Consider the following 23582-nt stretch of genomic DNA (forward strand, 5'->3'; position numbering starts at 1 on the left):
ACGCTGAAATTTTCCTGCATTCCAACGCATCTTGCTGGGAACGGTTCCTGAGGTGGGAACAGATCTCTTTCAGTCCCGTTCGTTAAGGCGGCCCGACGCAGCGAGGAAGCTATGACTGTCTTAACCTCTACCTATCGCCTGCAGTTTCGCGGAGATGTCACCTTCGACAGAGCAACGGAGTTGGTTCCCTATCTGAAGGATCTCGGCATCAGCCATGTCTATGCCTCGCCGATCTTTGCAGCCAAGAAGGGATCGACGCATGGATATGATGTCACGGATGCGAACGAGATCGACCCGGTGCTTGGCGGCCGCGCGGGTTTCGATGCTTTCTGCACGGCCTTGCAACATGCGAAGCTGGGCCTGATCCTCGACATTGTGCCCAACCATATGGCCGCCTCCGTCGAAAACCCGTGGTGGCATGACGTGTTGCAGCGTGGATCGAGCAGTGCCTATGCCAGTCATTTCGATATTGACTGGCGCCGCAAGCTCACCTTGCCGCTGCTCGGGCGGTCGTTCGAAGAAAGTCTGGCCGCAGCCGATTTTGATCTTCGCTACGAGCGTGCGAATGGGAGCATCTATTTGGTCTATTTCGACGATCTGCTTCCGCTCTCGATCGAAAGTGCCAAGCGGCTGACGGCGGACATAGGAACGGATGCGGAGCGGTTGCGCGCATTTTCGAACGATGCGGCCGCGATGAGAGAACTTCTCGCGGAACAGCATTGGCAATTGCTCCATTGGAAAGACGCCGCCGAAAATCTCAGCTACAGGCGTTTCTTCGAGGTGGCAGGCCTGGTCGGGATGCGAGTGGAGGACGCGCGGGTCTTCAACGACACGCATCGGCTGATCGTCGAAATGGTTCGCGCCGGACAGGTCCAAGGATTACGCATCGACCATATCGACGGACTGGCCGATCCCAAGAGCTATCTGGAGCATTTGCGGCAGGCCATCGGCCCGGACACTTTCATCGTAGTCGAAAAAATCCTTGCCCGCAGCGAGACGCTGCCGGCGGATTGGCCGGTATCAGGAACGACCGGCTACGAGTTCATTGCCGCCATGGCCGATCTCTTCGTGAACGAGGAGGGATTACGCAAGCTGGACGCCGCTTACAGGTCCGTCAGCGCGGAAGATGCCGACTTTGCCGCAGGTTTGCGCAAGGCGAAGCTGCTGATGGTCGAGCGCAATTTTGCCGGCGAGATGAGGCGCCTGACGAGGCTGGCATGTTTGATTTTTCCCGATTTCGACGCGGGAGAAATATCGTTGGCACTTCGCGAGCTGCTGGTTGCCTTCCCGGTTTATCGTACCTACGGCTATCGGGGCGCTGCATGGTCTGATGGAGCGGCGGTCATCGAGAGTGCCTGCGAGAATGCACGAAGCCGATTACCGGCCATTGATGTCCTCGATGCGCTCGGCCGTCTTTTGAAAGGGGAGGTTTCTGCAGCCGAAGCTCTGGAGTTTCGGGCCAGATTCCAGCAGCTCAGCGGTCCGATCATGGCAAAGGCGGTCGAGGACACGCTGTTTTATCGGTACAACCGCCTCATCGCATTGAATGAGGTCGGAGGCGAGCCCCATGTGCCGCCGGGCTCGCTAGCGGCCTTTCACCAATTCATGACTGATCGATTTCGGTGGCAACCTCGCGGCCTTTCCGGGACATCGACGCATGATACCAAGCGGGGAGAAGACGCCCGCGCCCGCCTCTACAGCCTGACGCAGGATCCTGATGCGTGGATCGCCGGTGCCGAGCGGTGGCGCAACATGAATTCTCCTTTTCGTTCCAGCCTTGCCGATGGAACTGCGCCTGAGCCCAATATCGAATGGATGCTTTACCAGGCGCTTGCAGGCATCTGGCCGCAGGATATCGAAGGAGCCGATTGGAATGTGCAGCAGGAGCGGTTTTGCGCCTATGTCTTGAAAGCGATCCGAGAGGCCAAGCTCCGGACGGATTGGATGAATGAAAATCCTACCTACGAGCATGCGGTTCAGGCCTTTGCTGCCGCCTTGTTTTCGAAGGACAATCGGGAGTTCATCCGCGACTTTGACCGAACGCTGCGCCCTTTCATGGAGTTTGGCTTTCGCAACAGCCTGTCGCAGTTGCTGATCAAGCTCACGGCTCCAGGCATTCCCGATATCTATCAGGGTACCGAGAGTCTGGATTTCAGCCTGGTCGATCCGGACAATCGAAGACCGGTCGACCATCTGTGGGCCGACACGCGAGTAGCCCACTCTCTCGCGTCGGATGCCGCGTCCTTGAAACGGCACATCCTTCGCAAGGTGCTGCGTTATCGCAATCAGCACCCTCTTCTTTTTCTTGAGGGCAAATATGTGCCCCTGGAAACCAGCGGGCCACGAGCGACCAATCTCGTGGCCTTCGCGCGCGTTCACGAGCGGGAAATAGCGGTTACCATCGTGCCGCGTCTGGTCCGCATGCCTTCATCGGATTTCTGGAAGGATACCGCCGTCGTGATGCCGCGAGAGTTCAAGGGGCCGCTCTATGATCTCCTCACGGATCGGCCGGTCTCAGCCGACAACCTTCTCGCAGCGCAGCTGTTTGCCGATCATCCTGTCGCTCTTTTCGTGGGAGATAGGTGACGATCCCGGCATCGATTCATGCGTACTCCAACCGCAAGGCCGGAACAAAGCACTTCAATTGGTGTTTATGCTGCGCAGCAACAATCACGAGGATTCCATGACGCAAGGCGGCGGGAGGCATGCGATTGAGCCTGGCGATTACACGCGCCTGGGAGCAGATTATGACGGGAAGGGTGTCAATTTTGCGCTTTTCAGCGCCTATGCGGAAAAGGCGGAGCTTTGCCTTTTCGACGAAAGCGGAAAGCAGGAGATCGAACGGATCGCTCTGCCGGAATATACCCATGAGATCTGGCATGGCTATGTTCCTGGATTGAAGCCTGGCGCCTTATATGGTTACCGCGTGCATGGCCCGTTCGATCCGTCAAAAGGCCATCGTTTCAATGCGAACAAATTGCTTGTCGATCCCTACGCGCGCGAGCTTGTAGGCAACATAGAATGGTCGCAAGCCCAGTTCGCCTATGTTCTGGACGACGAGCAAAAGGATCTTTCCTTCGACGAGACCGATAGCGCCGGACAGATGCCAAAATGCCGTGTCGTCGACCTGAAAAATGAAGCGCCCGATAAAAGGCCGACTGTCGCATGGCCTGACACCATTTTCTATGAGGCGCACGTCAAGGGGATGACGATGCTGCATCCGGCAATTCCGGAGCCGTTGCGTGGCACGTTTGACGGCTTTGGGCACGCAGCAGTCGTCGATTACATCAAGAGCCTCGGCATTACCTCGATCGAGCTCCTTCCCATCCATTTCTTTCCCGATGACAGTCATCTGCTCGACAAGGGTCTGCGCAACTATTGGGGCTACAACAGCCTTGCCTTCTTCGCGCCGGCAACGCGTTATTACGGGCCGAAAGGCCTCGAAGGCGTTCGCGACATGGTGCGTGCCTTTCACGATGCCGGTATCGAGGTCATCCTCGATGTCGTCTACAATCACACCGCGGAGGGCAATGAACTCGGTCCGACCCTTTCATTCAAAGGCATCGACAATTTCTCCTATTACCGGACCCTGCCGGATCAGCCCCGTTACTATATTAACGACACCGGCACCGGTAACACGATCAACACGTCGCATCCGCGCGTGCTGCAAATGGTGACGGACTCGCTACGCTATTGGGTCGAAGAAATGCAGGTCGATGGCTTTCGTTTCGATCTCGGGACCATTCTTGGCCGTGAACCCCAGGGGTTCGACCAACGGAGCGGCTTCTTCGATGCAGTCGGCCAGGATCCGGTGCTTGCTAAAGTCAAACTTGTCGGCGAGCCGTGGGACATCGGCCCGGGCGGTTATCAAGTGGGGGGATTTCCGCCGGGCTGGGCGGAATGGAATGACAAATATCGCGACACGGTACGGGATTACTGGAAGGGCACACCCGGCATGACAAGGGATTTTGCCGCCCGCATTTTAGGGTCAGGCGATGTTTATGATCTTCGCGGCCGCCGCCCATGGGCGAGCGTCAATTTCATCGCCGCCCATGATGGCTTCACGCTCAATGATCTCGTCTCCTATAACGAGAAGCATAATGAGGCGAATGGCGAAGATAACAATGATGGCCACAACGACAACCGTAGCTACAATTACGGCGCTGAAGGTCCGACGGACGATGAAGCCATCAATACCGTTCGGGAGCGCCAAAAGCGCAATTTTCTCGCGACCCTCTTTCTTTCGCATGGTACCCCGATGCTGCTGGCGGGTGATGAATCCGGCCGAAGCCAGATGGGCAACAACAATGGCTACTGTCAGGACAACGAACTTAGCTGGCTGCATTGGGACGATCGATATGGCAGCGCCGAAGCGCTTTATACTTTCGTCAAACGCCTGATCGCCTTGCGTCAGGCACATTCCATTCTCAGACGAGAAAATTGGCGCGATGGTCTGATTGTCACCTGGCTCAATCCGGGTGGTGGTGAGCGGACGGATGAGCAATGGGACGATGAAGCGAATACGGCGATCGGTTTGCGCCTATTGCGCGAGCAGCCATTCGAAGAGGGCTGGGATGATGTTCTGATCCTGTTCAACCCTCGCGATGGAGATGTCGACTTTACCTTGCCAGATGACAAACGCTGGGCGCCGGAACTGTCGACATCCGATCCAGATGAGCCGGATCGAGGCATGGTCGACAAGAAATTCTTGAAACTTGAAGCCCGCAGCCTCTCGCTTTTGCGGCCAGCCTGAAACAAGCGTGGGAGAAAAGACGATGCACATCCAGGTCTTAGGAATGTGGAAGCTAGGATAGGGTCGCGTCAAAGATCCTAGCCTCCATTCCAGCATCCATCATGAATCACAATTCTGATGATTTGGGAATGCACTCCGATTTCGATACGCAATGAACCGCTCTAACGTTCCGATTACCTCAAAGAAATTGCCCTGCCGGGTGGGGCCAGGCAGGGCGGCTGCGTAGCAGTATTTGCGCGAGTGGAGGGAACTGGAGTTCAGTAACTTGCGCACCTCAATCTATAATTGTGTGACAGTTTTGTGAATGCCACCATTCGCATCTAGGAATGGACATGCGGAACCAGAATTACGTTCCCGCACCGACTATTCGCAAACGGTTTCACGCACGACGACCCGATGATGATGGCGGTAGCCATAGCGCCTCTCCGTCCAGCACCGGCGATGATACCTATAGCGCGGAGCGTCATAGTATCCATCATCTGCGTAGGCCGGCCGATCGCGATAATAGCGTGGCGGCGCATCATAGTCGTAGCGAGGTCCAACTCCATATTCAAAGTAGACCTGAGAGAATGCCGGCGATGCAGCCAAGGTCGCGGCGAGCGCCAGTGCTGCGATTACAATCCTTTTCATGTCTTTCCATTCCAATCTACATAGGGCGGCGGCGCGCTAACCTGCGCCTTAGGCCTAGTATGCCATGAGCGCTGCTCGTGGATACGGACCAAAGTCCCGGCCAAGCAAGGACTTAGGCCTCAGAGCTCATGAAAGCTCGGTTTGTTGGCGTAGGAACGGATGGACTCCGGCTTCTCAAAGCGTAAGATGAGGTATCGCCGCCAAGCGAATAAGTAGGCGGTGGCGACTGAGGGCTTATACGTGCTCCCGCCTGCAAGACCGAGGAAGCGGCATTATGCCCTTTCGGAAATACGCATCTATTCCAAATGATCCCAATTTCCGCGAAGCGTTATTGCTGTGGGCTCGAAAGCTTGTCAGGTCCGAGATGGTCGCAAAACGTGTGGCTCGGCGGACGATCGATGTGTTGTGCGACGATCCCAGCCTCCTCGACGGACGCGACATAAACGAAGCGATTTTCAAGCTTTTGCGCCGGCACGCGTTCGATGAGAACGAATTGTCGCCTGAGCAAGGCCTTCGCGGTGATGGCCTCGTCCGTCCCCGAGAAAGAGCCGATGTAGTGAAGTGAATGGGCCGTTGTCTATCGGCAAATAGAGCTGCCTCGTGGTTCCGAGGCAGGGCTGTGAGGCTAAGCAATCAACCTCGAATGCGAACAGCTGGTTGGGGCAGATCCGTTCGCATAGTTAGATGGCCGCGACATTTCGAAACTCGGCCTAAACGCCTCAATCCGATTTACGCCAAGCCGGTCCTCCGACATCCTTACCAAGTCTGGCGGCCATACCAATCGTCAACATCAGATTTGGCGCGGTCCTTCGCAAATCCGTACCGCTCCCGGATTTTACCTTCGAGCTGATCCCACTTTCCGGCGATTTGATCGAGGTCGTCGTCGGTAAGCTTACCCCATTGTTCTTTGACCTTGCCTTTAAACTGCTTCCAGTTGCCTTCGACGCGATTCCAATCCATGAGTGGCGGCATGGGTCGTCGGCTGTTCAGGCGAGCATGCGTATTTTGGGCTCGCGATCCCAATATCGCTTGGAAGCGGCCTCTATGAAGGAGCCGAGATCTACGACGCCGGCATCGGGTTGAATACCCGCTTTGTCGAGCAGCGCCTTGGCGGCTGCGTCATGACCGATGGCTTTCAAGTGTCCGAATGCATCCATGACCCACTGAACCGCCGCTCCCTCGTGTATCAAAGACGTTGCTCCCTCGTTTGAAAGAATGACGGCGATCGCGTCGAAAAGCTGCGAAGGTGAACCAAGGAGCTGTCCGTCGGCACGGATCGTATTTCCGTCGGAAAGCTTCGTCTCCCCGACCTTGGGTGCGACGATAAAGGGCCTCGCCTTGGCGTTGTTCAAGGCGCCGATGAGATCGGAGATAGTCTTGGCGTCGCTTCCGCCAGCGATCAATATGCCGATCTGCCGTCCTTCCAGCGTTTCTTTCATGTTTTTCTGAATGGAAAGAGCGGCGGACGCATCGAGCTCGATCGGTTCGCGCGCCGGCGAGTTCCTGGTCGGGTTAACAAGACCCAGCCCGGCGGCAACGCGATTGGCGAGACCTGCATCGACGTTCAAGAGATTGCCGACCATGCGCGGAGGCACATGCGGCAGTTGCACTTTTGATAGCTCGAAGACGAAGGCGGAAGCAATGTGGGCCTGTTCTGACGGCGTCTGGGATTTCCAGAAGAGACGCGCCTGGCTGTAGTGGTCGGCAAAAAGTTCGGCACGCACACGCCGCTTGTCGCCTTGTTCACCAGGAGCCGACGCATGCTCATAGGTGTGGAAGCCGGTTACAGGACATTCGCGGGGGCCTCCGGCTTCGCTATTCTCACTCAAACTGTTCGGTTCGTAATTGGCGCGGCCCTTCGGAATCTCCATTTGCATTTGCCCGTCGCGCTGGAAATTCATGACGGGACATTTCGGCGCGTTGATTGGCAATTGATGGAAATTGGCCGTCCCGAGACGGGATTTCTGCGTGTCGAGATAGCTGAAGAGACGACCTTGGAGCAGGGGATCGTTGGTGAAATCGACACCCGGTACGATGTTGGCCGGGCAGAACGCCACCTGTTCGGTTTCGGCAAAGAAATTGTCCGGGTTGCGATCGAGGACGAGGCGTCCGACGATCTTCAGCGGCAGGACTTCTTCCGGGATGATCTTGGTGGGGTCGAGGATGTCGTAGGGAAGGCTCTCTGCAAGGGCCTCGTCGAACAGCTGCAATCCGAACTCCCATTCCGGAAAGTGCCCGGCGGCGATCGCTTCGAAAAGATCGCGGCGATGATAGTCGTTATCGGCCGCCTGTAGTTTCAATGCCTCATCCCAGACCAGCGATTGCACGCCAAGCTTCGGTCTCCAGTGAAACTTCACGAATGTCGATTTGCCCGCATCGTTGACGAGGCGGAAGGTGTGAACGCCGAACCCTTGCATCATGCGGAACGATCGGGGAATGGCGCGATCCGACATTGCCCATATCAGCATATGTGTGGATTCCGGCATCAGCGATGCCCAGTCCCAGAAGGTGTCATGGGCGGTGGCGGCCTGCGGATAGCCCCGGTCAGCTTCCATTTTAACGGCATGAACGAGGTCTGGAAACTTCATCGCGTCCTGGATGAAGAACACAGGGATGTTGTTGCCGACTAGGTCCCAATTGCCTTGCTTGGTATAGAACTTTACCGCGAAGCCGCGAACATCGCGCGGTGTGTCCACCGAGCCGGCGCCGCCGGCGACGGTTGAGAAGCGGACGAAAACCGGCGTTTTCTCGCCTTTGCGCTGAAAAAGATCGGCGCTCGTGATGTCCGAAAGCGGCTCATAAAGCTCAAAGAAGCCGTGCGCAGCCGATCCGCGGGCATGCACGATCCTTTCGGGAATACGCTCGTGGTCGAAATGGAAGATCTTTTCACGCAGGACAAAGTCTTCTAGCAGGGTCGGGCCTCGGACACCGGATTTGAGGCTGTTCTGATTGTCGGAAACCCGAATGCCCTGGTTGGTCGTCAGATGATCGGCGCCCCCATGAGGGCCACTCTCGGGGATGTGCTGGTGTGTCTCGCCGCCTTCGCCGCGGGAAGTTTCGAAGGGTGTGTCTGTCGCCATGATGTCCTCCTTCTGCCGTCGGAACTGCAGACCGAACCTCTTTCGATCGGCAATGTTCCGCTTGATTTGAGATTGGTATCCGACGATCTCAAAGCTCGATCAGTGCGATGCCGAGATCCTTCCGATGGCGACGATGCAGCGCTACCGGCGTTTCGATGATGGTCGCTTCCAAGGTCGGATGCACGACACCTTCAAGGAAATGACCGCCGCGCGTCGAGCCATCCCTGAGACCCAAGACGGCATGAAGATGGAGGCTCGCCTTGCCGTCGTCGCCCGTCGCAATATCACCGATCAGGCTCAGCACCTCGCACTGTTCGGCAACGAGAATCTTGCGATAGCTGCAGTCGGCGAAATCGAACCAGCCGACGGTCGCATGTTCAAAGGCGCCGATTGCGGTGATTGAAGCTGCGGTCAACCCCTGTTCGGTTGCGAATGCGGCAAGCGTCGCGAATGCTTCCTCATTCGCGTCGAGAACCACGACATAGGTCTTCTGCCCGTTTTGAAGATCGATTTTCTTGTGATGCATGGCATCGCCTCCATGTTGCCTGTCGTGATCGATGCCTGCCAAGACTGCCCAGCCGTTGACGGCAGCTTAGGCAGGGCCACTCTGCCGACCTTTGGCGTGACGCATTGCTTCCTCTGTTGAATTCGGCGATCCGAAATCCTTGGAACGTCGAAGGCTCAGAACCACCTGGAGCCTCGCAGGTTCCATTGGCGTGAGGACTCTTCGTCGTGCAGGGAACCTGAGGGTCGGATGAGGGTTGGCGAGGGCAAACGATCAGCGAAAGAACCTGAGAAGGAAAGGCGCATGCCTCCTCTCCCAGGCCTCCATTTCCAGCACAGCGGCAGTCAGCCCGGACACTCGGTGCGATGCGCGGCCCAGCGTTCTTGTTTCTAATGGTGCTTGAAATATTGCACTTCGCGCTCGTGCTTTTCTGCCGCCTCACGGGTTTTGAAAGTCCCGAGGTTTTTACGCCTGTGCGTCTTGGGATCGAGCTTGCGCGAGTAAAGGCGATATTCGCCTGACTTCAGTTTGCGGATCATGACAGCGTCTCCTTTCCTATGAATATAACCTCAAGGAGTGATTTCGGTTCCCGGCGCGATCAGGCTGATGCCTAGTGGATCATCTCGGCCATGGCAGGGATATGTCGATAAAGGGATTGCTGTCCTTATTTGTCCTCCAAATTCATACTCTAGCGAGATTCCGGGAACATGCGGCCCTTCGTATGGTTGGCACATACATATCAACGAAGGGCTTGATGACGAAAAAGCTTGCGCCCATCACCTTCAGTGCGGCGGTTTTCGCAACGGCGTCGTTTGCTCGGGCCTCGTCGGCGCGATGATCGACGAAGGTGTGCCGGAGGAGGAGGCGAATTTATATGGCGAGGGAATTCGCCGCGGCGGGTCCCTGGTCGCCGCCCCCTGGACGATGATCGCGTAGTGCGAGCTCGATCGATCCTTCAGGCCCATGCAGTCAATGCGGATGAGCGGCGCGCAAGCTATGTCGAGCAGGGAGGTTCTTGGAAATGCACAGGATTTCCAATCGACTGTCGCAATCCGCATCTCGGCTGCGCACGAACGCCGATAGCTGCTCGTCGGCAGCTATCGGCTCTTCGGCAGGAGAACCGAAAGGAAGGCGGGGAACCCTTCCGGTTATAGAACCGCGCGCCTTTGAGAAAGTTCCTGATAACAGTTGAATACAGGTGTGATTGTCTCTTTGGCGCTCGTATGTCCCGCCTGAACTTTAGCGTCGTCGATTTGCGTGAGTAGGCGGACCATTCGAGTGCGAGCGTCGGTCTCGCAAGGGCCAGTACGGGCGGAAATGATTGTTACGATATAGACTTGTCTCCATCAGGGAACTGCCTACTGGCTGCGCCCTGCAAGAGAATTCACGAGATTTCGGGCCGCTGCTCCGTCGTCGGATGGAGCCCGGTAGTCTTTGCGGGCCGACGACCCTGGAAACAGGTCATTCACGAACGGGTCGCGGGCTTTTGGCACGAGTGGTTTTTTTCTCTTTCGGTCATGCGGTCCCGAACCATTGCTTTTCAGGTCCTCTGACTTGTCGGTTTCTTGCTCGGTTCGCTCGTGCTGTTCTTCGGCGCGTTGCCAATGATCAAGGTGCCGTCCCTCCGGTCGTCCCTCTTCCTCCCAGATTCTGTAGGCACGCTCACGACGCTTATCCGAGTTTTTGTCTTCGTGATTGGCCACGGAAGTTCCTCCTGGTTTTTATCGGAAAGTCATTCGTCAGTTCGCTAAATGACGGAGACCGACGTTTCGCAGCCATGAGCAAATCGAGCTCAATCGATGATGGGCCGAAACGAAGGAAAAGGTTTTCGGCCATGGCATCATCGAGACCATATTTCTTTTGGAAATCCTCCAGCGAATAGGGGTTGCCCCTTACCAGTCGGCGCCGCTCCAAAGGCCGTTGCGTTTCCATATTGCGTCATCTCCTCGCGTAGCTCAGCAAAATCGCTGGCGAGACTGAAAGTTCCCCACAGCGCGAAATATTGTGAAAGAGCACGCACGGCCTGGGCGAGCGATTGGGCTACGTATCAGCGCTCCAACATCGCGGAACCAGATAGACGCAATGTGCGGTTCACCATGGCTTTTGCGTCGCGATCGAGCAAGGCAGACTTATAGCGCTGCGCTAAACGCACGCATATCTGCCGTATGACGTTGTCGAGGAGTGCCAACATGCCTCCTATCCCAGCAAGGATGTCTATTTAACGGCTTAGTCTTTTGGCTCGCCTAATCTGAAGGCGACCTCTCCGACAACCTCGATATCGCCGGACCTCGTACCAGCATGCGGCCCGGCGATATGAGTCTAATGCACAGATTTGTACAAAGCTGTTGGCAGAAAGGATACTTTCCGCTCACCAGGTTTGACGATGGAGACAACGCGTTTCATTTGTATTGGTTCGAGCGAATGCGCCATGCTTTGAGCCGTGGCCTTCACCTTCCGCACTCTATAGCACTAGGTGCTCGCAATCTTTGTCAATTCGAACCTTCCGACGTGAAGATTATCGAGCTTCTTCCTTGCCTTAAAGGAAGCCGATGCGCGAATTGACGAGGTGCTCCACGGCGCGGCTAGACGCTTGTGCTTGAAAAAATCGCATAGCGACACATTTTTAGACAATAGAGCAATGCTCGTGGTCCAGCTGGAGGAAGGATTGGCAATCCTCATGTCTCCCTCATAGCCTCATGGCTATGCGCTGTCCGGTGTTTAAACCCCAACCTGCTTCTGACCAAAACTCGTCGACGTTCGGCAAGTGGCCTTCGAGACAAGGCTGCTGGCGATGGAGGAGCGTGAATATGGTCCGAAATGCAAATGAACCCACAGGTTCGTCCTTCACTGCTTACGAGCGGAACAAGGTGTCCCCGGATTTATTGATCAATAACCCGATCGCGGAACATTTTGGGATTTCCGGCCTGTCTGCCGAAGCCTGGCTCGCCGCCATCGTCGAAAATTCCGACGATGCGATCGTCAGTAAGACCGTCAACGGCATTATTACCAGCTGGAACAGAAGCGCCGAGCGACTTTTCGGATTTTCCGCCGCCGAGGCGGTGGGGCGGCACATCAGTATCATCATCCCTGACGATCGCCTGCATGAAGAAGATACAATTATCAATCACATTCGCAATGGCAGGAGGATCGAACATTTCGAGACGATAAGGCAGCATAAGGATGGAACGCTCCTCGACATTTCGCTGACGATTTCCCCCGTCCGGGATAAGAATGGCGAAATTGTCGGCGCGTCGAAGATCGCTCGCGATATTTCTGAGCGAAAGCGGATGGTGGAGCGACAGCGGCTGATGCTGCGGGAAATGCACCATCGCATCAAAAATCTGTTCGCCATCGTCAGCGCATTGATTTCCGTCAGTGAACGGTCCGCTCCGATGGTGGGCACATCATTTGCCGAGGACTTGCGCGCGCGCGTCAGAGCGCTGGCCGCTGCCCAGGACTTTGTCCTGAAGGAATCAGAAGGCGGCTCCGATGGGCATGCTTCAACAAGCCTTTTTGGTCTCATTGACGCGATTTTGTCGGCTCACCAGGACAAGAATGGCGCCCGCATCGTCGTTAGCGGAGAGGACGTTAGCGTGAACAATGCCGTGCTGACGTCGCTAGCTCTGCTTTTGCACGAATTCGCAACGAACGCGATAAAATATGGCTCTCTTTCGGTAAACGGCGGTCGGGTCGAAATCGAGGTGTCTCGTAATAATGGACTCGCGCTAACGTGGACGGAAGTCGATGGACCTCCCGCACGGGTCCCCGAAGGAGCCGCGGGCTTCGGATCAGAGCTTGAACGCATGACAATCGCATCGTTAAGGGGATCTCTCCGTCGCGAATGGCGTCCTGATGGGGTGCGTATCCTCGTTGAAATCCCTGATCAGCTTCCGCGGCGTTAGGTGCAGAAGCTGATTGAGCCGGAAAATTTGAAGCGCGATGCCTCCAATGGTCGCCAGATGGTACAGTTAAATGGTTTAACTCCACGATCGCATGCCTTGTTCGCTGGCATATTTCGGGTCTGCTGGAGGGATTATCCACCAAGCGACTGTAGCGGGATCCTCAGACTGATGCGCAAGCCGTCCGATCTCCAATTTCGGGTGATCGAGCCCTTGAGAGCGTCCAATGCGAGTTGCTCCAATCGAGAGCCGAAACCAACCGCTCCGCTTGGCGCGTCAATTGAGGGCCCGCCGACCTCGGCCCAATGCAACTCAACTCCATCCTGGTCTCGAACTTCGACGTCGATATGGCCACCGGATGCCGACAGCGCACCATATTTGATCGAATTGGTGACCAGCTCATGAAGGAGCAACGCGATCGATGTAAGCGCAACAGCACCGACTGCAATGTCATTGCCTTGGACGGCGATGCGCTCACCCTTCTGATCCTGGTGCGCTGCAAAAATTGCTTGAATGAGGGCAAAAAGGCTCGCGGAATCGCCGGATTGGGAGTTTCCGCCGGTGTGACCCAAAACGAGATTGTGTGCGGCAGAAAGGGCGCGGATGCGCGCGCGCAAGTCGTCGGCAAGGCCGCGGGCGCTCGTTGTTGTTCGTTCGCTCACCGAGACAAGCGAATTCATGACGGCAAACAGGTTCTTCACCCGGTGGCTCATCTCTTGCAGTAGAAGATCTTGCCTCTCGATCAACCGCTTCCGCTCGGAAATGTCGCGTACGATCTTGGAAGCGCCGACGATCTCGCCATCCTTGTCCGTCACAGGGGAAACCGTCAGCGAAATATCGACCAGCGTCCCATCTTTGCGACACCTCACCGTCTCATAATGCTCAATCCGCCGGCCTGCCCGAATGGAGGCGATTATGGTTGCCTCCTCATCCAAAAGATTGGGCGGCACGATAATGGTGATGGGCTGTCCGATTGCTTCGGCAGCTGAGAAACCGAAGAGACGCTCTGCGCTTTTGTTCCAGCTCGTGATGATGCCGTTGACGGATTTGCTGATAATGGCATCTTCTGAACTTTCGACGATTGCAGCAAGCCAGGCGTCAGCCGATAGGGGGAGGGCCGCCGAATGGGCATCATTGCGTGCGTGTGACACTTGTTTCTCCTGTCTCTTACGCTGTCACAGATTGCGAGAATCAATTCGTCGTGTCGCCTCTTGGAGGCGCAATAGACTGCCTCTCAGCTGCCCGGATCGATCCGAGTAACCGCATTTAATCTATGCCCTGTATAATGGATGCCAAGCCGAGAAGTTTCAAAGTTAATGATGTCTCTAGCGGCATCAGCAGGGTCTCCGGCTCAAGTGGCGACTATTCGCCCGGAAAGTTCAATCGCGCTGGGTGGCTTTGGGAACATTTCTATTGGCGTGATGTTGGAATGACCCAAATGCGCCGCCGCTTGCCGGACTTCCTGACGAAGGTGGACAGCTGCCGATCCGGCGCTATTTACCCTCCGGCCGGGCCAGCGATCCGACAAATCGCATAAGGATCTTGACGAGGCATTCATGCGAATCCTGGTTGTTGAAGATGAAGTTCTGATTGCCCTTGATGTGGAATCTGTACTGCGCTCAGCCGGCTATGACGTTGCAGGGCCAGTCGGCAATAGCGAGGATGCTACCGAGTTGGGAATTGGCGCCGATATCGCCATCGTCGATGTTCATCTCAGTGATGGTCAGACGGGTCCCTCATTGGCCGGGTACCTAAGCCAAGCGCATGGTGTTACCGTCATATTCGCAACCGCCAATCCGGAAATCGTCGCTGCTGATCCTCACGCCATCGGGGCTCTGGTTAAGCCCGTCTTCGCCACCGATCTACTCAGCACGATAGAGTATGCCGCTGCGCTCCGCAGGGGCGAACCCGCTTCGGCACCCCCCTGCCTGAAACGCCTTCAGGCGTAGTCTTCGGGTCGCCGGTGCCGCCCCGTAAAAATGTATCCCACTGCTTGATCCGACCATGATATGGACAAGGAGAAGCGTTCCGCAATCGCTAACGCCAATTTCGGACTTGTTCATGCCGGCCAAGATATTCTGGTCCCATCGGCTGATGATCACGAAACTGATCGACGGTAAGCCCGCGACCGCTGCCAACGGTGGGGCGATCGGTATCGCCGCCGCAAGCCCCGGCCATGTTCTGGCGTGGCATGCCGCCGGTGTCGCACATGGTGGTGCGGCATTTAAGAGCCCGCCCGCGGAGCGCCCAAATGGAGCATTCGTCGCATATCTTCGCGATCTTGACGGAAACAAGCTGACCGCGAGGTCTCAGCCGACGAAATGATAGGTCGTTGCCCGCGTCCCACGTGGGAACCTCAGACCACCGGGAGGGGTTTAAGCGGTATGAATTTCGGAGGTCTAAGATGGGGCCTGCAAGATATTGCGCCGTGCGCGACACCGCTTGGTCTTGGTCTGTCCTCGACGCAAGCACAGGTCGGGTTGCGGCTTACAACAACGTTATTCTTGCCGGTCTCAGCGAACGTCTCGCCGAGGATATGGCAAAGCTCCTCAACGTGGAGTACTCGGCTGCCGACACGAAAATCTTCTCATCATCAGGATCACGCGAGATATAGGCATGGACATGAGGCCTGCACTGCTTAGTCTCCGAGATGATCGGCGGCGCTCATACCAAGCTCGAAGAGCTTTTTCTCATCGTGGACGCCCTGCTGATAAAGCTTGATGACAAAGGCGGCAATGTCCTCAGCCTTTTCGGCTTCGCGATTAATGCTTAGTTCGGCAAGGATGGCGTCAAATACGTGTTGACAGGTATCGAGCGCCTCGGAATCCAGGGACATATCTCTGGTGCGAGAGTATCTATTGACCACCCTTCGCCATCTCCTGAGCATGGATTGGGAATTCACTTAGAAACTAAAACTTTCCTTGTGGCTTTTCAATAATCGAGATTAGGACCGCTTCTGATTGTCAGGAGCGTGAAAAGCCCGGGGCCGGTATGCTGGTCGGCTTGTCTGGCTCATCTCGAACAGCGTATGCGGCGTTTTTAATCCGTCGCTACTCATTGACGAGGACGTACTTCACCACAATAAGGTCGCGCCGAGAAATTTGGTAAGAACGAGCGAAGCCACAACAGGAGCATCCGAGTGACCGAACTGACCGTATCAGACGCAATCAACCGCATTTATGAATCGCTCCAGGCAGACAATGCCGACATCGACTTGCATATCGTGACCCTCAAGGCAGCCTTGGCGCGGGCGGGTTTGAAGGACGCCGTATTCGACCCGGCTAAACTGGTGCAGAACAATCGTTCAGGCAGGAAGCTCATGCAGGCCTATTTTCGTCAACGCGGGGTGACCGTGAAATTCGCTACCTCGTGACGCGGAACCGATCTCGACGATCATGTTCGCATTTCTGCTTCGTGGCCTGGGCTGACTGGTATCCGGGAGCCCATATCGGCACAGCATAAGGTGTAGCGTCAAACTCCCGGTAGGTGCTGTCACGTTGTTTGAAAAGGTCAGCATTGAGCAGCGTGACCTGATTTACGCCCACATTCCGGTCACGGCTTTGCATTCCGCCATGGCCTTGAGGCGGTGGATATGGATGGCCAGCGCCGAGTTTTTGGAGCTGGGTGGGATGAAGAGATTTCGCAGCGTCGAGAATATGCCGATGAACCGCTGCGGACCTCCAGGCGATCGCAAGCCCTGCATCATTCGCTCTCGTTTTCGCAAAGGTAGATGCGAGTTCTCCGCTCGATTGTTCAATCCCTTGTGGGATCGGTGTTCGACGGCTGGAATGACGTCGCGCTTGGCCGCACCATATGAGCGCAGTTTGTCGGTGATGATGCGCTTGGGTGCGAGACCTTGTTTCTTCAGCGGCCGGATCAGCAACCGCTTGGCCGCCTTTGTGTTCCTGCGGGTTTGAACGATCTCATCGAGACCATAACCATCCTGGTCAACCGCGCGCCAAAGCCAAGGTGTTCGCCCGCCAATGGCTATCATGACCTCATCCAGATGCCAGATGTCACGATGCGACGGTTTCTTGCCGCGCATAGGCGGGGCCGAATTTCCGGCCCCATCGGCGGCTGATTTCATAGGAAATGACGACGCCGCGTTCCAACAGCATCTCCTCCACCAATCGCAGGCTCAGTGGGAACCGGAAATACAGCCAAACTGCCCGAGCGATGACCTGTGACGAAAAACGGTAGTGCTTATCATTGACGGTCGGCAAGCTCATCCTGCCCGACCTAACGGCCAACCATTAAACCGAAATCAACGTGACAGCACCCGTCAGTGTTCTGATCGAAGTCTCGCAATTCGACATCCGAGTTTGAGCTTTCCAGGTTCTCGCATAACAATCTGCTCCGGATTTCGCTGCGGCCTAGCGCCCGGCTGCTATGGATGACACTTAGCGCCAGAGAAAATTATTCCGATGATTCGCTGCTGGAAACAGCAATTCAATCCAATTTTCTTTGAAGATTAGAACATCTTTGCCTGTCTAAAATCTACTAAAAATATAGTGTAAATTATCTAATCAACTGGGCACGTTGTCGTCATGAACATCCTCGCGCTGAGTGGAAATGTCAAAACACCGTCGAGGACGGCGTCTTTGGTGAACCTCGCCGCTGATCGCCTGCGAAGGCGCATTGGTGGCCATGTACAGTCCATCGAGCTCGTCGACGCAGCGCCCGTGCTCTTTCGGGCGCTCAGAGCGGATCAGCTCGATGTCGAGGGCAAGGTGATCGTTGCCGCGGTGGAAGGCGCCGATATCATCATCGTAGGATCGCCCGTCTATCGCGCGTCCTTTAGCGGCGCGCTGAAGCATCTGTTTGACCTTGTCGATTATCGAGCGCTGACGGGCAAGCGCGTCGTCTTAGCCGCAACCGGCGGCACGCCGTTACACGGCCTGATGCTTGAGCACCAATTGCGACCGCTCTTCGGCTTCTTCAATGCGATGACCGTTCCGACCGCGATTTATGCGCTAGAGGCCGACTTTACTGATCACGAACTCAGGAATCCTGCGGTCCTCGAGCGCATTGATAGAGCAATCGACGAGGTTGCGGCTATCACGCCGGCGCTCGACACAGGAGCGCTCGCTGCCCCTGAGAAGCGCAGCGGATTAGCCGCTTAGTCCATAGAACGAAATTCAAGAGGGAGCCTCACATGCCTTTTTCAAACGCCTCGAACGGGCCGGTCAAATTCGCTTATTGGGTGCCGAATGTTTCGGGTGGCCTGGTGATCTCGAACATTGAGCAGCGCACGAGCTGGACCATCGAGTATAACAGAAAGCTCGCGCAGATCGCGGAAGCCAGTGGCTTCGAATATGCCCTGAGCCAGATCCGTTTCACGGCAGGTTATGGGGCGGAGTTTCAGCATGAGTCCGTCTCGTTCAGTCACGCTTTGCTCGAATCGACAACGACATTGAAGGTGATAGCGGCGATCCTGCCAGGCCCTTGGAACCCGGCCCTTGCGGCAAAGCAGATCGCGACCATCAATCACCTGAGCAACGGGCGCGTTGCCGTCAATATCGTCAGCGGCTGGTTTCGCGGTGAGTTCGCGGCAATCGGCGAGCATTGGCTCGATCACGACGAGCGCTATCGCCGATCGGAAGAATTCATCCGCGCGCTTCGCGGCATCTGGACCGAAGACAACTTCACCTTCCGCGGCGACTTCTATCGCTTCAACGAATATTCGCTGAAGCCGAAACCGATCGACCCGCAGCCGGAGATTTTCCAGGGCGGTTCTTCACGGGCGGCCCGCGACATGGCGGCGCGTGTCTCCGACTGGTACTTCACCAACGGCAATACGCCGGCCGAGATCCGCAAGCAGGTTGACGACCTCAACTCGAAGGCGAGGGAAAATGGCCATTCCGTTCGCGTCGGCGTCAATGCTTTCGCCATCGTCCGCGAGACGGAAGAGGAAGCCAAGGCTGTTCTTGCCGAGATCATCGAGAAAGCCAACCCGGATGCGGTGAAAGCCTTCGGTCATGAGGTGAAGAATGCCGGCAAGTCCTCGCCGGAAGGCGAGGGCAACTGGGCAAAATCCTCCTTCGAGGATCTCGTTCAGTACAATGACGGCTTCCGCTCAAACCTTATCGGCACACCGCAACAGGTCGCGGAGAGGGTCGTCGAGCTGAAGCGGGCGGGGGCGGACCTGATCTTGCTCGGCTTCCTGCACTTCCAGGAAGAGGTCGAATATTTCGGCAAGCACGTGATCCCGCTGGTTCGTGAACTCGAAGAAGCCGCTAGCGCGCAGGCGGTGGCGGCCGAATAAGGCCAGCCAGCCCCTTATTTCTCGCAAGAGACCGATCATGAGAGCGTGGACCGGAAACGGTCCATGCAGCGGGGAAGTGTGCGCCGCGTTTGCGCGGCCCCTGAGAGTCGTATGGAGGACAGCGAATGCCCGCCGCAAGTTATTCCTTCGACCTGCCGTCAACCGGCGCTTCGTCGCAGGATGCGGTCGAACAGATCGACCGCAGCTCTTCGCCTTCACTGGATGAAAAGAGTGTGCTGAACGCGTCAGAGGATACCGGTGGCCTCGCGTTGCACGGGATCAGCCTTTCGTTTGGCGGCGTTGCGGCTCTGCTTGACGTCGATCTGTCGGTCAAGCCGGGCGAGATTCGCGCGGTCATCGGGCCGAACGGGGCCGGCAAGAGTTCGCTGATCAACGTCATCAGCGGTGTCTATCGCTCCGACAGGGGGCATGTTCGCATTGGCTCCACCTCGTATCGGCATGTCCCGACCGAAAGACTGGCATTCCTCGGCGTCAGCCGAACCTTCCAGAACCTGGCCTTGTTCAAGGGCTTGAGCGTCATCGACAATGTTGTCGCTGGCCTGGCGCATAGGGTGCGCTCGACCTTTGCCGAGCAGGTTCTGGGCTTTCCTCGCGCGCGACGCGAAAATGCGGATATGCGCGAGCGTGCAATCGACATCCTTGAATTCCTGCATCTTGACCATGTCGGCGACCGGTTGGCGGGGACGTTGCCCTATGGTTTGCAAAAGCGCGTCGAGCTTGCCCGTGCTCTCGTGGCCCAGCCGAAAATCCTACTTCTGGACGAGCCTATGGCGGGGATGACGGCGACGGAGAAGAACGACATGGCGGACTCCATCCGAGCCGCGCGCGATCAATACGAGACGACGGTGATCCTTATCGAGCACGATATCGGCGTGGTCATGCAGCTCTCGGACCGGATCGCCGTGCTCGATTACGGCCGCAAGATCGCCGACGGGACGCCGGACGAGATCCGCACGGACCAGCGCGTCATCGATGCCTATCTCGGCGTTGCGCCGGAAAACGAAGACGGGGAGGGCATCTGATGGCGGATTTCGACTGGTCGTTTTTCATTGAGGTGCTGGTCGGTGGCTTGCTGTCCGGCGTCATGTATTCGCTCGTCGCGATCGGCTTCGTGCTGATCTACAAAACCTCGGGCGTACTCAATTTCGCTCAAGGGTCGATGCTGCTGTTTGCAGCGCTGACCTTCGTCAGCCTTGTCGAACGCGGTGTACCCTTCGCATTGGCCTTCGTCATCACTTTCGCGGTGATGGTGCTGATCGGGGTCGCCATCGAACGCACCGTGCTGCGCCCGCTGACCAACAAGCCGCCGATCACGCTGTTCATGGCGACGCTCGGGCTCTCCTATATCATCGAGGGCGCGGCGCAATTGATCTGGGGCACGCAGGTCCATGGGCTTGACCTCGGTATCGAGGATCTTCCCCTCGATTTCGGCGGCGTGCTTGTCAGCCAGTTCGACATTTTCGCCGCCGCGGTTGCGGCCGGGATGGTGCTGCTGTTGTCAATCTTCTTCCGCTACACACGGATCGGCCTGGCATTCAGAGCCGTGGCGGACGATCAGTTTGCGGCCCTTGCCGTCGGACTGAAACTGCCCTGGATCTGGGCGACGGTCTGGGCTGCCGCCGGCATCGTGGCGCTCGTTGCGGGTCTGCTGTGGGGCGCGCGCCTCGGCGTGCAGTTCTCGCTGTCACTGGTCGTGTTGAAAGCGCTTCCCGTCCTCGTGCTCGGCGGCTTCGATTCCATTCTGGGCGCGATTGTCGGCGGCCTGCTGATCGGCGCGACCGAGAAGCTCGCGGAAGTCTATATCGGCGACTATTTCGGCGGCGGTATCGAAAGCTGGTTTGCCTATGTCGTGGCGCTCGCCTTCCTGCTCATCCGTCCGTCCGGTCTTTTTGGACAAAAGCTCGTGGAAAGGGTCTAACCATGGCCGTCGTCACCACCGATCTTCACTCCACGCAGCCATCCTATCGCTGGCTGGCGCCGGCAGCCCTGATTGCTTTTGCCTATCTGGTCATTCCAATCATCGGCTCGACCTATCTCTATGAGGCGATCCTCGTGCCGTTCCTAGCGCTTAGTCTGGCGGGTGTCGGCTTGAACCTGCTCACGGGCTATGCCGGCCAGGTGTCGCTCGGGAGCGCCGCCTTCATGGCTGTCGGCGCATTCGCCGCTTATAATTTCAATCTGCGCGTTGATGGCCTACCGCTGATCGTCAGCATTCTGCTGGCCGGTCTCTGCGCGGCGGCGGTCGGTATCGTTTTCGGCCTTCCGAGTCTCCGGTTGAAAGGCTTCTATCTCGCCGTCTCGACCCTCGCCGCGCAATTCTTCGTGCAATGGGCGCTGACCAAGTTCAGTTGGCTTTCCAACGACTCTGCCTCCGGTGTGATTGATGCACCGCCGCTGACGCTGGCGGGCGTGGAGTTCACAGGTCCTGTCGGCCGTTATCTATTTTCGCTCACGGTCGTCGTGGTGCTGACCTTCCTTGCCCATCGGCTTGCGACCTCACAGACCGGCCGCAACTTCATCGCAGTTAGAGACAATGAGACGGCGGCGCGGATCATCGGCGTGCCGGTGCTGAAGACCAAGCTGCTCGCCTTTGCCATTTCCTCCTTCATCATTGCTGTCGCGGGCGTTCTCTGGGCCTTCGCCTATCTGAGGACCGTGGAGCCGGCTGGCTTCAATCTCGACCGGTCGTTCCAGATCCTGTTCATCATCATCATCGGTGGGCTCGCCTCGACCCGCGGCGCTTTTTTCGGCGCGGCGCTGATCGTCATCTTCCCGCTCGTCCTGTCCCGCCTGGGCTCATTCCTGCTTGGCGACCTATTCGATTCCGGTGTGCTCGATATGAGTCAGCGCATCGTACTCGGCGCCCTGATCATCCTGTTTCTGATCCTCGAACCGGACGGGCTTTCCTCGCTCTGGGGCAAGATCCGAAAACGGCTCGGCTCTGCCGTCAGCAGCGCCGCCTGAGTCAAGCTGGAGCGCAAGCTCCCAAGACCAACAAACGCATCATTCATTCAAACCAGATCCGGTCTTCGCGCCGGACAACACCAGGGGTGTATCCAGACATGACTATGATTGCGAAACTCAAAGCCGCTGTCATCGCGGCCGGCCTGGCCGTCTCGGCCGCCATACCGGCGGCGCATGCAGACGAACAATATTTCCCGCTGCAGAGCTACCGCGTCGGACCCTATGCGGCCGGCGGTACCGGCTTCTTCGGCGGTTTCATCGACTATCTCAACCTCATCAACACGCGTGACGGCGGTGTCAACGGCGTCAAGCTCACTTGGTCGGAAGCGGAAACCCAGTATGAAGTCGAGCGCGGCGTCGAGGCCTATGAGCGCCTGAAGAGCAATCCGAACATCGCCGCCTGGAACCCGCTTTCCGTCGGCATCGCCTATGCCATGATCGACCGCATTACCCAGGACAAGGTGCCGCTGATCACCATCAACCACGGCCGCACGGATTCCACCGATGGCCGCGTCTTTCCCTATGTCTTTCCGCTGCTCCTCAATCCCTATAGCGAGACTTCGGGCATCGTGAACTACATCGCCTCGAAGCTCGGCGGTGTCGATAAACTGAAGGGCAAGAAGATCGTCGTGCTCTATCACGGCTCGCCTTATGGCAAGGAGACCATTCCGATCTACGAGCTGCTGTCGCAGAAATACGGCTTCGACCTGCAGCAGATCGAAGTGCCGCATCCCGGTAACGAGCAGCAGGCGCAATGGCTGACGATCCGTCGCGCCAAGCCGGATTACGTCGTGTTGCGCGGTTGGGGCGTCATGAACCCGGTTGCCCTGAAAACCGCCGCGAAGACCGGCTTCCCGGCTGACCACATCATCGGCAATGTCTGGTCGAACTCGGAAGAAGACGTGATCCCGGCGGGCGATGCGGCCAAGGGATATACCGCGATTACGACGCAGGCCTCCGGCACCGAATATCCGATCGTCCAGGAGATCGTGAAGACCCTCTATGACAACGGCAAGGGCAATCTCGAGGACAAGAAGCGCATCGGCTCGGTCTACCACAATCTCGGCATCGTCAACGGCATCCTGAACGTCGAGGCGATCCGTATCGCTCAGGGGAAATTTGGCCATCGTACGCTGACCGGCGATGAAGTCCGTTGGGGCTTCGAACATCTGCAGCTTGATCCGGCCCGCGTCGAAGCGCTTGGCGCCAAGGGTCTCTTCCACTCGATCAACGTCACCTGGGACGATCACGAGGGCAACGGATACGTGACCTTCCAGCAGTGGGACGGCAAGAAATGGAACGTCGTCTCCGATTGGATCGCGCCGGACTGGGCGCTGCTGCGGCCGATCATCGAAAAGTCCTCCGAGGCCTATGCCAAGGAAAAGGGCATCAAGTTGCGCACGGCTGAGGATGCTCAGGCCACTGTGACGAACTGAGCCCAGTGGCCGGGTATCGGCAAGAGGCG

At 57.1% G+C, this 23582-nt stretch carries 21 protein-coding genes and 2 pseudogenes; 12 read left to right on the forward strand and 11 right to left on the reverse strand.

The annotated features are described in order from the left end of the window. Positions 1-111: 111 nt before the first annotated feature. Both treY and glgX read left to right on the forward strand, forming a co-directional pair. On the forward strand, positions 112-2586 hold the full coding sequence (gene treY / locus FHT85_RS07050) for a malto-oligosyltrehalose synthase (protein ID WP_112410435.1): 2475 nt from the start codon (positions 112-114) through the stop codon (positions 2584-2586). Positions 2587-2683: 97 nt separating this feature from the next. Beyond that, positions 2684-4753, forward strand: coding sequence for a glycogen debranching protein GlgX (gene glgX / locus FHT85_RS07055; RefSeq protein WP_112410457.1), 2070 nt, complete (start codon positions 2684-2686; stop codon positions 4751-4753). 363 nt (positions 4754-5116) lie between these two features. Here glgX and FHT85_RS07060 read toward each other — a convergent pair whose 3' ends face one another. The 8 genes from FHT85_RS07060 to FHT85_RS07090 all read right to left on the reverse strand — a co-directional run bounded on the left by FHT85_RS07060 (position 5117) and on the right by FHT85_RS07090 (position 11159). Next, a complete protein-coding gene (locus FHT85_RS07060) occupies positions 5117-5383 on the reverse strand; it encodes a hypothetical protein (protein ID WP_112339654.1) in 267 nt (88 codons plus the stop codon). A 756-nt stretch (positions 5384-6139) separates the two neighbouring features. Next, a complete protein-coding gene (locus FHT85_RS07065) occupies positions 6140-6343 on the reverse strand; it encodes a CsbD family protein (protein WP_112410458.1) in 204 nt (67 codons plus the stop codon). 26 nt (positions 6344-6369) lie between these two features. Then, entirely contained in the window at positions 6370-8463 is a 2094-nt protein-coding gene (locus tag FHT85_RS07070) for a catalase (protein ID WP_112339656.1), read from the reverse strand. 88 nt (positions 8464-8551) lie between these two features. Next, positions 8552-8989: a PPC domain-containing DNA-binding protein gene (locus FHT85_RS07075; RefSeq protein WP_112339657.1), complete on the reverse strand. Its 438-nt coding sequence runs from the start codon at positions 8987-8989 to the stop codon at positions 8552-8554. Between the two features lie 368 nt (positions 8990-9357). Then, positions 9358-9507: a hypothetical protein gene (locus FHT85_RS07080; RefSeq protein WP_112339658.1), complete on the reverse strand. Its 150-nt coding sequence runs from the start codon at positions 9505-9507 to the stop codon at positions 9358-9360. A gap of 819 nt (positions 9508-10326) precedes the next feature. Continuing rightward, entirely contained in the window at positions 10327-10671 is a 345-nt protein-coding gene (locus tag FHT85_RS30970; protein ID WP_112410437.1) for a DUF2934 domain-containing protein, read from the reverse strand. Beyond that, positions 10640-10900, reverse strand: a complete 261-nt coding sequence (locus FHT85_RS30440) for a hypothetical protein (RefSeq protein WP_112401008.1) — start codon at positions 10898-10900, stop codon at positions 10640-10642. Before FHT85_RS30440 ends, FHT85_RS30970 begins: the two co-directional genes overlap by 32 nt. 115 nt (positions 10901-11015) lie before the next feature. Then, on the reverse strand, positions 11016-11159 hold the full coding sequence (locus tag FHT85_RS07090) for a hypothetical protein (protein ID WP_162709612.1): 144 nt from the start codon (positions 11157-11159) through the stop codon (positions 11016-11018). 505 nt (positions 11160-11664) lie between these two features. Between FHT85_RS07090 and FHT85_RS07095 the strand changes: the two genes are divergently transcribed. After that, positions 11665-12870, forward strand: coding sequence for a sensor histidine kinase (locus FHT85_RS07095; protein WP_210293609.1), 1206 nt, complete (start codon positions 11665-11667; stop codon positions 12868-12870). Between the two features lie 131 nt (positions 12871-13001). Here the strand turns inward: FHT85_RS07095 and FHT85_RS30920 are convergent, their stop codons facing one another. Next, on the reverse strand, positions 13002-14018 hold the full coding sequence (locus tag FHT85_RS30920) for a sensor histidine kinase (RefSeq protein WP_112413090.1): 1017 nt from the start codon (positions 14016-14018) through the stop codon (positions 13002-13004). Between the two features lie 405 nt (positions 14019-14423). Here FHT85_RS30920 and FHT85_RS07105 point away from each other — a divergent pair, with 405 nt between their 5' ends. Together FHT85_RS07105 and FHT85_RS07110 are read left to right on the forward strand one after the other, a co-directional pair. Continuing rightward, on the forward strand, positions 14424-14816 hold the full coding sequence (locus FHT85_RS07105) for a response regulator (RefSeq protein WP_112413089.1): 393 nt from the start codon (positions 14424-14426) through the stop codon (positions 14814-14816). A gap of 139 nt (positions 14817-14955) precedes the next feature. After that, positions 14956-15192: pseudogene (locus FHT85_RS07110) on the forward strand (VOC family protein); the annotation flags it as partial. A gap of 313 nt (positions 15193-15505) precedes the next feature. On the opposite strand, the gene FHT85_RS07115 reads toward FHT85_RS07110, so the two are convergent. Continuing rightward, positions 15506-15703, reverse strand: a complete 198-nt coding sequence (locus tag FHT85_RS07115; RefSeq protein WP_112413087.1) for a hypothetical protein — start codon at positions 15701-15703, stop codon at positions 15506-15508. 303 nt (positions 15704-16006) lie between these two features. Between FHT85_RS07115 and FHT85_RS07120 the strand changes: the two genes are divergently transcribed. Beyond that, complete coding sequence (locus FHT85_RS07120) at positions 16007-16240, forward strand: hypothetical protein (protein ID WP_112413086.1); 234 nt, start codon at positions 16007-16009, stop codon at positions 16238-16240. A 162-nt stretch (positions 16241-16402) separates the two neighbouring features. On the opposite strand, the pseudogene FHT85_RS07125 reads toward FHT85_RS07120, so the two are convergent. Then, a pseudogene (locus tag FHT85_RS07125) lies at positions 16403-17096 on the reverse strand (IS6 family transposase). 318 nt (positions 17097-17414) lie between these two features. On the opposite strand from FHT85_RS07125, the gene msuE reads away from it, so the two are divergent. From msuE to FHT85_RS07155, 6 genes are all read left to right on the forward strand, one after another. Beyond that, complete coding sequence (gene msuE, locus FHT85_RS07130; protein ID WP_112413085.1) at positions 17415-17990, forward strand: FMN reductase; 576 nt, start codon at positions 17415-17417, stop codon at positions 17988-17990. A gap of 32 nt (positions 17991-18022) precedes the next feature. Beyond that, on the forward strand, positions 18023-19132 hold the full coding sequence (sfnG, locus tag FHT85_RS07135; RefSeq protein ID WP_112413084.1) for a dimethylsulfone monooxygenase SfnG: 1110 nt from the start codon (positions 18023-18025) through the stop codon (positions 19130-19132). Positions 19133-19257: 125 nt separating this feature from the next. Continuing rightward, positions 19258-20175, forward strand: coding sequence for an ABC transporter ATP-binding protein (locus FHT85_RS07140; protein WP_112413083.1), 918 nt, complete (start codon positions 19258-19260; stop codon positions 20173-20175). After that, the gene (locus FHT85_RS07145) at positions 20175-21071 is read left to right on the forward strand and encodes a branched-chain amino acid ABC transporter permease (RefSeq protein ID WP_112413082.1); all 897 of its coding nucleotides are present in this window, start codon (positions 20175-20177) and stop codon (positions 21069-21071) included. The genes FHT85_RS07140 and FHT85_RS07145 overlap by 1 nt, the downstream gene beginning before the upstream one ends. 2 nt (positions 21072-21073) lie before the next feature. Continuing rightward, positions 21074-22117, forward strand: coding sequence for a branched-chain amino acid ABC transporter permease (locus FHT85_RS07150; protein WP_112413081.1), 1044 nt, complete (start codon positions 21074-21076; stop codon positions 22115-22117). A 98-nt stretch (positions 22118-22215) separates the two neighbouring features. Next, the gene (locus tag FHT85_RS07155) at positions 22216-23553 is read left to right on the forward strand and encodes an ABC transporter substrate-binding protein (protein WP_112413080.1); all 1338 of its coding nucleotides are present in this window, start codon (positions 22216-22218) and stop codon (positions 23551-23553) included. Positions 23554-23582: the final 29 nt, after the last annotated feature.

Source organism: Rhizobium sp. BK312 (assembly GCF_014193605.1).
Classification (GTDB): Bacteria; Pseudomonadota; Alphaproteobacteria; order Rhizobiales; family Rhizobiaceae; genus Rhizobium.

Bases quoted from the DNA above. Each gene is read 5' to 3' on its own strand.
- FHT85_RS07075 (WP_112339657.1), bottom strand. From the start codon at position 8,989: ATGCATCACAAGAAAATCGATCTTCAAAACGGGCAGAAGACCTATGTC.
- FHT85_RS07155 (WP_112413080.1), top strand. From the start codon at position 22,216: ATGACTATGATTGCGAAACTCAAAGCCGCTGTCATCGCGGCCGGCCTG.
- sfnG (WP_112413084.1), top strand. From the start codon at position 18,023: ATGCCTTTTTCAAACGCCTCGAACGGGCCGGTCAAATTCGCTTATTGG.
- FHT85_RS07095 (WP_210293609.1), top strand. From the start codon at position 11,665: ATGGCTATGCGCTGTCCGGTGTTTAAACCCCAACCTGCTTCTGACCAA.
- FHT85_RS07080 (WP_112339658.1), bottom strand. From the start codon at position 9,507: ATGATCCGCAAACTGAAGTCAGGCGAATATCGCCTTTACTCGCGCAAG.
- FHT85_RS07145 (WP_112413082.1), top strand. From the start codon at position 20,175: ATGGCGGATTTCGACTGGTCGTTTTTCATTGAGGTGCTGGTCGGTGGC.
- FHT85_RS07070 (WP_112339656.1), bottom strand. From the start codon at position 8,463: ATGGCGACAGACACACCCTTCGAAACTTCCCGCGGCGAAGGCGGCGAG.
- glgX (WP_112410457.1), top strand. From the start codon at position 2,684: ATGACGCAAGGCGGCGGGAGGCATGCGATTGAGCCTGGCGATTACACG.
- FHT85_RS07140 (WP_112413083.1), top strand. From the start codon at position 19,258: ATGCCCGCCGCAAGTTATTCCTTCGACCTGCCGTCAACCGGCGCTTCG.
- FHT85_RS07060 (WP_112339654.1), bottom strand. From the start codon at position 5,383: ATGAAAAGGATTGTAATCGCAGCACTGGCGCTCGCCGCGACCTTGGCT.
- FHT85_RS07065 (WP_112410458.1), bottom strand. From the start codon at position 6,343: ATGGATTGGAATCGCGTCGAAGGCAACTGGAAGCAGTTTAAAGGCAAG.
- FHT85_RS07150 (WP_112413081.1), top strand. From the start codon at position 21,074: ATGGCCGTCGTCACCACCGATCTTCACTCCACGCAGCCATCCTATCGC.
- msuE (WP_112413085.1), top strand. From the start codon at position 17,415: ATGAACATCCTCGCGCTGAGTGGAAATGTCAAAACACCGTCGAGGACG.
- FHT85_RS07105 (WP_112413089.1), top strand. From the start codon at position 14,424: ATGCGAATCCTGGTTGTTGAAGATGAAGTTCTGATTGCCCTTGATGTG.
- FHT85_RS07090 (WP_162709612.1), bottom strand. From the start codon at position 11,159: ATGTTGGCACTCCTCGACAACGTCATACGGCAGATATGCGTGCGTTTA.
- FHT85_RS07115 (WP_112413087.1), bottom strand. From the start codon at position 15,703: ATGTCCCTGGATTCCGAGGCGCTCGATACCTGTCAACACGTATTTGAC.
- FHT85_RS30440 (WP_112401008.1), bottom strand. From the start codon at position 10,900: ATGGAAACGCAACGGCCTTTGGAGCGGCGCCGACTGGTAAGGGGCAAC.
- treY (WP_112410435.1), top strand. From the start codon at position 112: ATGACTGTCTTAACCTCTACCTATCGCCTGCAGTTTCGCGGAGATGTC.